Source organism: Ensifer sp. M14, assembly GCF_003355565.1.
GTDB lineage: Bacteria > Pseudomonadota > Alphaproteobacteria > Rhizobiales > Rhizobiaceae > Ensifer.
The window spans coordinates 1,163,645-1,163,888 of sequence record NZ_QJNR01000004.1 but is presented as its reverse complement, the minus strand read 5'-3'; the positions used below and the strand labels follow the sequence as shown (position 1 = coordinate 1,163,888).

The window sequence follows — 244 nt, the reverse complement described above, 5'->3', positions numbered from 1 at the left end:
CCACCGCCCAGCCGGCAAAATCATTGGCCGCCATCTTGGAAAACACCGCGCCGAAGTCGACCTGGCCGTCACCGAGCGAGCGGAAGCGCCCGGCCCGGTTGACCCAGCCCTGGTAGCCGCCATAGACGCCCTGCCGACCCGTCGGGTTGAACTCGGCATCCTTGACGTGGAACATCCGGATGCGATCCTTGTAGATGTCGATGTTGTCGAGATAGTCGAGGCACTGCAGCACATAGTGCGAGGG

Annotated in this window: 1 protein-coding gene; it reads right to left on the bottom strand. The window is 63.1% G+C overall.

Features of this window, described 5'->3' with window-relative positions:
* On the bottom strand, nucleotides 1–244 hold a 244-nt coding region (locus BLJAPNOD_RS35885), incomplete at both ends, for a sugar phosphate isomerase/epimerase (RefSeq protein ID WP_244610879.1).